8 protein-coding genes are annotated in these 10,819 nt (G+C 74.3%); 6 read left to right on the top strand and 2 right to left on the bottom strand.

The window, feature by feature from the left end; genetic code table 11:
* Nucleotides 1–195: 195 nt before the first annotated feature.
* Complete coding sequence (locus AB0F62_RS05585; RefSeq protein WP_361792501.1) at nucleotides 196–1,035, bottom strand: SGNH/GDSL hydrolase family protein; 840 nt, start codon at nucleotides 1,033–1,035, stop codon at nucleotides 196–198.
* A gap of 463 nt (nucleotides 1,036–1,498) precedes the next feature.
* On the opposite strand from AB0F62_RS05585, the gene AB0F62_RS05580 reads away from it, so the two are divergent.
* Nucleotides 1,499–1,657, top strand: coding sequence for a hypothetical protein (locus tag AB0F62_RS05580; protein ID WP_361792477.1), 159 nt, complete (start codon nucleotides 1,499–1,501; stop codon nucleotides 1,655–1,657).
* Nucleotides 1,658–1,719: 62 nt separating this feature from the next.
* On the opposite strand, the gene AB0F62_RS05575 is transcribed toward AB0F62_RS05580, so the two are convergent.
* The gene (locus tag AB0F62_RS05575; RefSeq protein WP_361792475.1) at nucleotides 1,720–5,823 is read right to left on the bottom strand and encodes a S8 family serine peptidase; all 4,104 of its coding nucleotides are present in this window, start codon (nucleotides 5,821–5,823) and stop codon (nucleotides 1,720–1,722) included.
* Between the two features lie 187 nt (nucleotides 5,824–6,010).
* Here AB0F62_RS05575 and AB0F62_RS05570 point away from each other — a divergent pair, with 187 nt between their 5' ends.
* The 5 genes from AB0F62_RS05570 to AB0F62_RS05550 all read left to right on the top strand — a co-directional run bounded on the left by AB0F62_RS05570 (nucleotide 6,011) and on the right by AB0F62_RS05550 (nucleotide 10,777).
* Nucleotides 6,011–7,009 (top strand): helix-turn-helix domain-containing protein, encoded by a 999-nt coding sequence (locus AB0F62_RS05570; RefSeq protein ID WP_361792473.1) that lies wholly within the window; start codon nucleotides 6,011–6,013, stop codon nucleotides 7,007–7,009.
* A 161-nt stretch (nucleotides 7,010–7,170) separates the two neighbouring features.
* Nucleotides 7,171–8,769, top strand: a complete 1,599-nt coding sequence (locus AB0F62_RS05565) for an NAD(P)/FAD-dependent oxidoreductase (protein ID WP_361792471.1) — start codon at nucleotides 7,171–7,173, stop codon at nucleotides 8,767–8,769.
* A gap of 89 nt (nucleotides 8,770–8,858) precedes the next feature.
* Nucleotides 8,859–9,377 (top strand): hypothetical protein, encoded by a 519-nt coding sequence (locus AB0F62_RS05560; RefSeq protein ID WP_361792469.1) that lies wholly within the window; start codon nucleotides 8,859–8,861, stop codon nucleotides 9,375–9,377.
* A gap of 76 nt (nucleotides 9,378–9,453) precedes the next feature.
* The gene (locus tag AB0F62_RS05555) at nucleotides 9,454–10,038 is read left to right on the top strand and encodes a hypothetical protein (RefSeq protein ID WP_361792467.1); all 585 of its coding nucleotides are present in this window, start codon (nucleotides 9,454–9,456) and stop codon (nucleotides 10,036–10,038) included.
* A 388-nt stretch (nucleotides 10,039–10,426) separates the two neighbouring features.
* Complete coding sequence (locus tag AB0F62_RS05550) at nucleotides 10,427–10,777, top strand: hypothetical protein (protein ID WP_361792465.1); 351 nt, start codon at nucleotides 10,427–10,429, stop codon at nucleotides 10,775–10,777.
* Nucleotides 10,778–10,819 lie beyond the last annotated feature (42 nt).

Below are 10,819 nucleotides of genomic sequence, written 5' to 3'. Positions count from 1 at the left end.
AAACTCTGGCGGGGGTGCGAGGCCCGGGCCCCGCCCTCCCCCTTTGGCGGGCACTCCCCCGCCCCGGGGGGGGCCCCCCCCCGGCCCCCCCGCGGCTCGCGCATGACGGGGCTGCCGAACCGCACCCGGGTGGCCCGGGGCGGCGGCGGGACGGGGCGAGCCCCTCCGGTGGTCTCCGAAGGGGCTCGCCGCACCTCAGTGGTGGCCGTGGGCCGACCGGTGATGACGGGAGACGACGCGGTCCACGGCGGCGGCCATGGCCTCCTCGCCCTGGGCGTTGGGGTGGGCGGGCGCCGCCGGGGTCGCCGGGGCGAGGGATTCGATCCAGCGCTCACCGGTGGGCCGGCACATGTCGTGCCCGATGGTCGGGGTGTAGGTGTCGACGTACCGCGCACCCGCCTTGCGGGCCTGTACGGCGAGCATGGTGTTGAGCGCCTTCTCCGTGTCGCGCAGGTAGGCGAAGTCGCCGGCCGCGAAAGGCACCGAGGCGCTGGTGCAGCCCGCCCCGTCGTCCGGGAAGAGGTCCGGGTATCCGACCACCGCGACGCGGGCGTGCGGGGCCCGACGGTGGATCTCGCGGATCGCGGTGGCCACCTTGGGCGCCGTCTCCTGGATGCGCTCCGCGAGCTGGTCGCGGCCGTCGCCCGTGAAGTGGGCCCGGCAGGGCGCGCCCGTGGGGTCGGAGGCCGTCACGCCGGCGCAGGTGGCGATGACCTTGCTGAAGCCGATGTCGTTGCCGCCGATGCTCAGGGTGACCAGGTCCGTCCCGCGGTCGAGGGCGTCGAACTGGGCCGGGGCGCTGCCCTGCGGGGCGGTCAGCTCCGCCGTCGTCGCTCCGGAGCAGCTGACGTCGGTGAGCCGGACCTGTTCGCGCGCCGCGACGAGGGAGGGGTAGTTGTGGCTCGAGCGGAGGCAATGGGCGTCCACCTGATCGGGGATCAGCGGACCGGATGCGTAGGAGTCCCCGAGGGCGACGTAGTCACGTTCCGCGTGGCCTGCCGGAGACGCGCCGGCCTGCCCCGCTCCGAGACCCATCAGCGCCACCATGCCGGTGAGCGCGGCGGCACCCAGTGCGGCCCCGCGGCGGGCGCGGGGCCGGACCTGTGTTCTCTTCATTTGTGTCCGTTCGTTCTGGTCGTTCTGGCTCGCATCCCTGGCGGGCCGCCACCCCGGCGGCGCCCGGCCGCGCGTCGCTCATGCGGTCGTCCGCGCGCGGCGGGCCGACGAGGTCGCGGCACGCCGGAATCGCGCGCGATGCGCGGCGGGTTGACGGGACACGTCCCCGTGCCCGTCGGGCCGTCGGCACCGAGTCGGGCGCCACCGAGGGGCAACTGGCGCCCGCAAGGTAATTGTTGTGGCAAGCAAGTAGATCACCGGGCTGCCGGGAGACGCAAGCGGGACGCCCTGGCCGGGCGGAGCCGGTCCGGAGTCCGCCGGGCGTGCGGACCCCGGCCGTCGGGGGTCCAAGGGCAGGCTCGAGGAGCTGTTCGGCACCGGTGTGACGGACACCTGGACCCTGGCCGCGGCCGGGGCGGTGGCCCTGTCGATGTACGCCTGGATAGTGCTGCGCATGGCCCGGAAGCACGGCATCGCGCGCACCGTGCCCGGTCCCGGATCCGCCCGCGGCACCGCGGGACCGCTGCCCGCACCGGCCTGAGAGCGGCCGCGAAGGGTCCGGGGGCGGGAGGCGTACAGCGCCTCCCGCCCCCGGACCGGCACTCAGTAGGAGAACCGGTGGATCTGCCCGTCGTAGGGGCCGTAGGTCCAGCCGGTGCGGGTGGCCGGATCCAGTTGGACGGAGTTCATCAGACCCCCGTGGACCAGTGGGCCCCCGTGCGCGCCGGACGCGAATCCGCCGAGCGTCCGCAGCACGCCGCCGGTCGCGAGGTCGACGACGAGCATCCGGCCGGTGGCGTTGTTGTCCGCGACGAAGGCGGTTCCGGAGCCCGAGTAGCTCGTGCCCTCCGGCGCCGCGAACGCGGCCACCGCCACCCGGTTCCGGCCGTCGACCGCCATCGCCTCGGACGGGCCGCGCCGCACGGCGGGCGAGTCTCCCGGCTCGCCGGTCGCCACGTCGAGGGACCCGAGGACGCTGGTGGGGACGATCTTCGTGCTGATCGCCGTGGCCGACAGGTTGTACAGGGTGCCGGCGCCGTCGGACGCGAAGCCGTTGCTGCAGCCGGACATGGTTCCCACGGCCGTCACGGTCCGCGTCCCCGGATTCACGCGGGGGATCTGCACGCCGCCCAGACACAGGCCGATGGGGGCGCCCTTCGCCAGGTAGACGTCGCCGGTCGAGGAGTCGATGTCCAGGAGGCTGTAGGTCCCCTTGGGCACCCCGGGGAGGTCGGAGGGGATGGGTGCGCCGGCGGTGCCGTCCGCCAGGTTCACCGGGAGTACGAGGTCGCCGCCGTCCGCGACCGCGCGGAGCAGCAGGGCGCCGCGGGCGCGGGCGGTGTCGACCCGGCCGACGACGAACCGGTACTCCGCCGCCGGCAGTGCCGTCCGGCCGACCAGGGTGTCGGTGGCGGTGTCCCAGGTCTCCACCTGCACGTCGCCGCCCGGCGCCGTCTGGTGCACCAGGAGCGTGCGGTGCGCGGCGGGCGCCGCGCCGAGGACCTCGTAGTCCGACCCCTCGGTGGTGTCCGAGGCGATGACGGCACCGTAGACGCCGGTCCTGGTGGAGTAGTGCCGGACCTCCGTCGTGCCGGAGACGGTCCGCAGCGCGGCGACCGATCCGTCGCCGGCCGCGGCGAACGACAGCACCGTGCTGCCGTCCGGGGCGGGGCCGTCGTCGACTTCGAGGGTCGAGACGGGGGACGCCTGGCCGACCACCCGGTGGTCGCGGTCGAGGGCCATGACGCGCACGCCGTAGACGGCGGACGTGGACAGGCCCAGCCGCAGGGCGTCGAGGCGGACGGTGCCCCTGGTGGCGGGCAGGACGCGGTGCGCGCTGGAGGGCGCGTTCACGCCGTCGTCGTCCAGCGCGGTGCCGTTGGCGTTGGTGAACGTGTTGAACGAGTCGTGGAGGGTCGGGGCGGGTGCCGAGAACTCCACCTGCGCGTACCTCGCCTTCGGGACGTCGCGCACGTCGTACCGCAGCGTGAAGCCGGAGTGGGCACGCGTGACCTGCGCGGCATGCCCCCGGGCGCCGTCGGCACCGCTCACCACAGGCGCCTGCGGGCGCTCCTCGGCGGACGCGCCGTCGACGCGGACCGGGGCGAACTCGCCGTAGGTGACGAGGGCGGGATTGCCGCCGAACCCGGACTGCGCGATGCCGATGCCGTACAGGCCGCCGCCGGCGGCGAACGCCTCGGCGGGGATGGTGACGGTTCCGGCGGTGCCGGTCAGCGCCTGGTGCCACGCGGCGCTGAACACGGGGGCGAGGACGGGGTTCCAGTGGCCGACGGTGGAGACGACGAGTTGCGGGTCGGCGGTGTGCGCGACGCCGGTCAGGTCGTAGGAGACGGTGACCGCGTGGCCCGCCGTGACCACCGCGGGAGCCCTGGGCGCGGTGCTCTCGACGTAGCGGCCGTCGCTGGGGCCGACGGCGAGGGTGCGCCGCACGGTGGCCCGGGTCCGGTCGCCGGTCAGCACCCGGTAGGTGACGGTGATCCGGCGGTCGGAGGCGGAGACCACCGGGAGGCCCGCGGCGTCGAGGAGTTCGGCGGGCGTCACCCGGATCGCCGGGGTGCCGGAGCGCCAGGTCCGCGAGCCCACGGTGAGCGTGTACCGGGCAGCGGACCCCTTCGGGAGGCCGGTGACGTCGCCGGCGAAGGTGACCGGCCCGACCAGGCCCATGCCGTTGCCCCCGGAGGCCATGTCGCCGAGGTCGATGCGGTCCTGGTCGGTCGTCTCCACGAACTGGCCGCCGAGCCCCGCGGTGGTGAGCCGGTGGGCGACGGACAGCCGCACGGCCGTGGTCCCGTCCCGGTCGCCCCGGTGCCCGAGGGCCTCCTCGACGGCCGCGGTGACGTCGATCTGCCGGCCGACGCCGAGCGGGCGGTCGATCTGCGCCGGGGTGGACACCTCCCGGCCGGTCCGCCGCAGCAGGTCGCGTACCTGACCTGGCGTCAGTTCGTGCCCGCCCAGGCCCGCCGCCTGCAGCACCACGGCGGCGGCCGCCGCGATCTCGGGCGCGGACGCGGAGGTGCCGCCGTTGAGGACCGGGGTGACGGACTGCGCGTCGCCGCCGGCGGTGTGGGTGAAGGCGACGATGGTGTCGCTGGGCGCCGCCAGGTCGATGCGGGTGCCGAAGCCGGAGGAGAAGGTGCCGAAGCCGCTGATCCGGGTCTCGGCGGTGGTGGCGTCCCCGGTCCGGGAGGCCAGCGTGTCGTCCAGGGTGGTGCCGCCGGCGGCCACGGCGCCGCTGTCGGGCACCTTCGACGGTGTGGTGGAGTACGCCACGTCGTCGATGCGGGTGGCGTCCTTGTCGTCGCGTGCCGTGTCCGTCGGCGTGCTGCCGCCGTCGGGACCCACGGCGGCCGGGGTGTAGAGCCTGGTCCCGTCGTTGGACGAGATCACCACGACGATGCCGTCCTTCCGGACGATCGAGGCGACGACCGACCGCACGTACGGGTCGTCCTCCAGGTAGCGGCCCGGGAAGCCCTGGGCGTCGGTGCCGAAGCCCAGACTCGCGGTGATGACGTCCGGCCTGGGGGACTGGTGGGCCGCCGCGAGCAGCGCGGTCGCGATCTGGTCCATGGTCGGCTGCTGCGGTACGACGAGCCGGTACCCCGCGCCGGGCGCCACCCCGAGCAGGTCGGTGTAGCCGCTGCCGGTCCGTCCGGGCCGTTGCCGGTCGTGGGCCAGGGGCGCCATCACACTGAAGTCCAGCAGGACTTCGCCGAGGCCGGGGTCCTGGTCCTTGGTGGACGCGGAGCCGCTCAGTGACCCGTCGGGAGCCGCCACATAGGCGGGGATCAGCGGCATCGACGGCAGGTCGAGATAGCGCTGACCGTCCTGGAGCACGGTGGTCGGGCCGTTGCCCCGCACATAGGCGTCACCGGAGTCGGCCATCGCCTGGTCGGTGAGGTCGCCGATGGATACGTTGGTGATGGTCCGGCCGGTGCCCGGCTGCTGCCCGTGCCGGCCCTGGAGGATGTCGAAGGCGCCCACCGCGTCCACGCCACCGGCGTTGAGGAACGCCTGCGCCGACGTGGCCAGCGCGAAGTTCCCCGGTATCGCGGCGGAACCGCCCGACGGGACCGCCCGGTCGGCGGCGTCGCTCTTCGCCGACGCGAGGACGGCCGGCGGAAGTCGCCGGCCCCCGGTGTTCATGGTGTTGACGTACCGGTTCGGCTCGGCGTGCACGACGCCCGGAGTGCCCTGGAGTTCGCGGGCCACGGCGGCGGAGTCGCGGTTCGCGGTGCGCACCACGAAGGTGCGCGACAGATCGGCCGCCTCACCGCCGAGGCGCTCACGGGCCGCTCCGGTCAGGGCGTCGGCGGCCGACGCCGACAGTGAAGGGAAGAGCGGCCGCAGCGAGGTGGCCCCGGCCGCGTCCAGTGTCCGGTTGACGGCACCGCTGCTGGTTCCCGCCGCCCGAGAACCGACCCGGCTGCCCGGCAGCTTCCGGCCGGTCACGGTGGTCTCCGGAGCGAGGGTGACCAGTACCTGACCCGGCACCACACCCTCGCGCTGCGCGGGCGGCGCCTGCGCCGCGGACGCGCCGCCCAGTGCCGTACGGGCGGTGAGGGAGGGAACGGAGCCGCCGGGGCCGGGGGCGGCGGCGGCCGGAAGTGCCGCGACCGCGGCGGACAGGGCCAGGAACGCGACGGAGACGACACCGAGCCGTCGGCCGTGCGGATGGGCACGCGACATGGAACACCTTCTCAGCGGGGCGAGGTGCTGCGGGGGAACACTCCGAGGCGCGCTGTCGCCCACCTGGACGCAGGGCAGCGCGCTCGTTGCTGGAAGATGTCAAGCACGGCGGACGGGCCGCAAGATCGGGAAGGTGGCCTACTTCCGCCAGGTGACCTTTTGGTGCCACGGAGGTGTCGGAGAAGGCATGGGATTCAACGTACTGGGGCTCAGCGACGACATGGAGCGCGTCTACCGGGCCCTGGTGGGCATGCCGCGGTGCACCGCGGCGGACATCGCCGAAGCGTGCGGCATGGCCGCACCCGCCTCGGGGCGACTGCTGTCCGCCCTGGTCAGGGACGGATTGGCGGTACGCAGCGCCGGGCGGCCGCCGCGGTTCTCCGCCGCCGCCCCCGACGTCGCGGTCGGCGCGCTGATCCAGGACCGGGAGCGGCAACTCGGCGAGGCGCGGGCGCTGGTGCAGCGGCTGAACGAGACGCACCGCGAGGCGACCAGGATCAGCCACCCCGACATGGCGGCCGAACTGCTGACGGACCGCGAGGACATCAGCGAGGCGGTGCACCGGCTGACGACCGGGGCCCGCCGCGAGGTGTGCGCCTTCGACCGTCCCCCGTACGTCGACCGGCCCGGCAGCAACCTCGACGCCCAACTGGAACGCCAGCGGACCGGCGTGGCCCACCGCGTGATCTACGACCGGGAGGCGGTGGCCTGGCCCGGCAGGCTCCAGGCCGACATCGTGCCGAGCATCCGCGCCGGCGAACAGGCCAGGGTCCGCCCGGAGTTGCCCCTGAAGCTGGTGATCAGCGACAGCCGGGCCGCCATCATCCCGTTCAGCCTCGCGCCCGGCGGCCAGTCCGCGGCGTACCTGATCCACCGCTCGCCCATGCTGGTGGCGCTCCAGTCGCTCTTCGAGGCGCAGTGGGAGCGCGCGATCCCCCTGGACGACACCGCGCAGCCGCCCGCCGGGAGTGCCCCGGCGGGCCCGGGGGAACCGCGGCAGCCGGACGCCGAGACCAGGACGCTGCTGACCCTGCTGGCCTCGGGACTCACGGACGCGGCCATAGCCCGTACCCAGGGCTGGAGCACCCGCACCACGCAGCGCCGCATCCACCGGCTGATGACCGAGCTCGGCACGGCCACCCGCTTCCAGACCGGCCTCGCCGCGGCCCGTCGCGGCTGGTTGTGAGCCGCCGGTCCCACCGCGCCCGCGACGGCGACGACCGACCCGACCCCGCCCGACGTGCGCCGCGTCCGCACGGCGGGCACGCTGGAGGACGGGTGCGGTGGGCGTCGGCCCGGCCGGGCTCCGCGCAGCGGCGTCCCCGAGGGACGAACCGAGGAGTGCTGATGACACGCACGGTCGACGCCGTCGTCGTCGGATCCGGGGTGAACGGCCTGGTCGCCGCCACCGAGCTGGCCAAGGACGGCTGGTCGGTGGCCCTGGTCGAACAGGCCGACCGGCTGGGCGGATTCATCGCCACCGAGGAACGGACCCTGCCCGGCTATCTGCACGACACCTACTCCTCCTGGCACCCGCTCTTCGTCTCCGGAGATGCCTACGCCGCCCTCGCCGAAGACCTGCACCGCCACGGCCTGAAGTACCTCAACACCGACGGCTTCGTCTCCGGCACCGTCGGCGACGACGGCCGCGTGCTCCTCGTCCACCGCGACCCCGCCACCACCGTCGAGGCGTTCGGCCACGCCGAGGACAGGACCGCGTACCTCGCCATGCTGGGGCGGTTCCTCGACAACGCCGACGCCATCGGCGGCATGCTCGGCGGGGAACCCCGCTCGCCGCGGATGCTGCGGCACATCGCGAAGCTGGTGCGCCGGGAGCGGTTCACCGGCACCGAGGCCTGGCTGCGCGCCACCGTGACCGGCGGCCGCTCGTACTGCCGCGGCACCTTCCGCGGCGACGAGCCGGACCGGCTGTGGGTGCCGTGGCTGCTGCACGCGGGGCTCTCCCCGGACCAGGCCGGGGGAGGTCTGCTGCTGCCCGTCCTGGCCGCCTCGCTGCACGGTTACGGCACGCCCGTCGTGGCCGGCGGTGCCGGGCGCTTCGTCCGGGCCTTCGAGGACCTGCTCGGCGAGCTGGGCGTGGACGTCCGCACCGGGCAGCCGGTGGAGCGGCTGCTGCTGACCGATGGCAGGGTCACGGGCGTGGTCAGCGGCGGAGAGCCCATCCGTGCGCGCCGCGCCGTCCTCGCCTCGGTCACCCCGACCGCGCTGTACGGGGAGCTGCTGCCGCAGGAGGCCCCGGTCCCGCCCGCGGTCCGCGACCAGGCCCGGCGCTACCGGTACGGCCGGGCCGCGATGCAGCTCCACGTCGCCCTGTCGGCCCCGCCCGGCTGGCACGACGACCGCCTGGCCCGCGTTCCGCTGTTCCACCTCAGCGACGGATCGGCCAGCACCGGGATCGCGTGCGCGGAGGCCGAGGCGGGTCTGCTGCCGCGCAGGCCCACCGTCGTCGTCGGCCAGCAGTACGTCCTCGACCCGTCCCGGGTACCGGACGGGGCCGCCGCCCTCTGGATCCAGCTGCAGGAACTGCCGTATCGGCCGGCCGGCGACGCGGCGGGTGAACTGGACGTCGGCGGGGGCTGGACGAAGGCCCTGACCGAGGGCTACGTGAACCGCGTCCTGGCCCGGATCGCCCGGCACGCACCCGACCTGCCCGGGAAGGTTCTCGCGTGGGACGCCGTCACACCGTCCGACCTGGCCTCGTACAACCCCAACGCGGTGGCGGGCGACCCCTACGGCGGCTCGACCGAACTCGACCAGAACCTGCTGTGGCGCCCCCTGCCCGGCGCGCCCCGGCACGCCACGCCCGTGCCGGGGCTGTGGCACATCGGCTCCTCCACCCACCCCGGTCCCGGCCTCGGCGGCGGCTCGGGGCACCTCGTGGCACAGCGGCTCATCCGCGGCGCGCGCCGGCGCGGACGCCGCTGACGCGTCCGCCGACGGCGGGGCCCGGGCGACTCCGGCCGGCGCCGATCCGTCAGCGTGGACGTAAGGTGCATCTTCACAGGGGGGGTGAGATGAGGTCGCTCGCGATCACGTGGACGTTGCCGGGTCGTGGCTGGGCCTTGGTGAAGGTGGCCGACGACCACGGCGAGGCGGAGGTGCTCGCCTCGTACGTCACCGACGGGCCCGAGCGGTTCCTGTACGCGGTCGCCCGGCTGGTGCTGGGTGACCCGGAGACCCGTGCCGAGCTGGAGGGGGAGCCCCAGGTCCACCGGTGGTACTTCCGTCGGGACGGATCCGAGGTCGGCATACGCCTCGTCGTGGCCGACGACACCCGGGCGCCGGACGGCTCAGGGACCGTTCTCTGGTCGGGTCGCCACACGATCACGGCACTGGCGCGGTCGGCGGTGCGCGCATTCGACCAGGTCGCCCACGAGTGGGGGGAGGAGGCCTACGCGGCTCAATGGGGGCGCCCGTTTCCCCGAACCGAACTCGCGGCTCTGCGAACCGCGATGCGGGCGCACGCCAGGGGCCGCGCCCCAGGATCCCACGTCCGGGCCGTGGCACCCCCTCCCGGTGCCACGTCGGCGTGACGACGATGCCGCCGTCGAACCGGAGCCGCCGAAATACGCTGGCGCAGGCCCGCGGCTCCGTGTGACGGTTCGGTCCATGGGCAACTCCAAGGCGTATCCCGTCCTCCGGACCAACGACGCGACCGTGGCGTACACGCAGGCCAAGCGCCTGTGTGTGCTGCTGGCGCAGCACGATGACGAGGTCGGACTCTACGCCGAGCTACGGACGGTCGCGGACGTGCGGCGGATGGCCGCCGCCTTGCCCGAGGCGATTCTCGAGTACGACGGCTTGCATCGCGGTCCGGCCGGCGCGACCTCGTTCGACCTCGACGTCACGACGGCGGACGACACCGCGCTGGAGCCGCACCTGCCGCTGGGCGTCACCCTGGACGTTCCGCGGGGGAGCGTGGAGGAACGCTTCGTGGCGGCTCTCGGCCAAGGCACGGCCGCCATCGACTGGCACGGCAAGTGGCCGGACGACCCGGGGGCCGGCCTGTACGGATGGGCGAAATACGACGGGGTCCAGGTCGTGTTCCACGGCGAGCACGCCCAGTTGGGCCGGTGGACCGAGCACCACACCGTCTTCGTGCACGTGGACAAGTTCGGCGACCTGCCGCGAGCCCGAGAGCTCGCCGCCCACATCGGCGGCGCGGTCCTGGACGAGCCGCAGCTCGGCTGGTGACGTGCCCCGAACCCGGTGAGGCAAGGTTCTCCGCGACCTGAGGATCGGGGCCCACACCGGGCCCATGTGGGCAGTAAGGGGCCGGCCCGATCTCCTGCCCCGGCCGGCGCGCCGCCCGCACTTCATGATCGGCAAATCGTGACTGCACATGGTCAGGGCCGGGATACGATCACGCTCCGGCACACGAGGTGAGGGGCGGGATCCGGTGAAGCGGCGGCTGATGTGGATGGCCTGCGTTGGTACGGCGGCTCTGGCGCTGCTGGCGGGCTGTAGCGATTCCCCCGCTGAGCCGAGACCTGAGCGAGCCGCCTCACCGGCCAGGTCCGCCGGCCAGGCGGAGGCTCCCCGGTCGTCCAAGGCGGCAACCGCCGATCACGTCAAGACGGTCTTGGAGGAACACCTCGCTTCCCACGAGACGCGGTTCGGTTCCGGCACCGGATCGCCCTGTTCCACGTCGTCGGCGAAGATGTTCACCGCCGAGTGCGGCTCCGCGGCGGAGGCTACGGGAGCTGACGCGGCGTTTGCTCTGGAGCAGATCGAGCAGCACGAGGGCTTCGCGGCGCTGCGTTCCGTCGCCACGAAGCTCCGGACCGCCGTCGCCACGTACCGGCGGCTCGACTGTGCGGACAACCCGACAGCGGCATCGACCCGCCGCGCCTGCCTTGAGCCCGCCGCCCTCATCGCTCAGGGCTTCCCAGACCTACGCAGCGGCGCCAACCTCGGCCTGCGGGGCGCGTAGGCCCGGAGGCGGTAGGGGTGTGAGTCCGCCGAGCCGCGCCGG

The organism is Streptomyces sp. NPDC026673 (assembly GCF_040638135.1).
In the GTDB taxonomy this organism is placed as follows: Bacteria; Actinomycetota; Actinomycetes; order Streptomycetales; family Streptomycetaceae; genus Actinacidiphila.
This window is presented reverse-complemented; position numbering and strand designations above follow the sequence as displayed.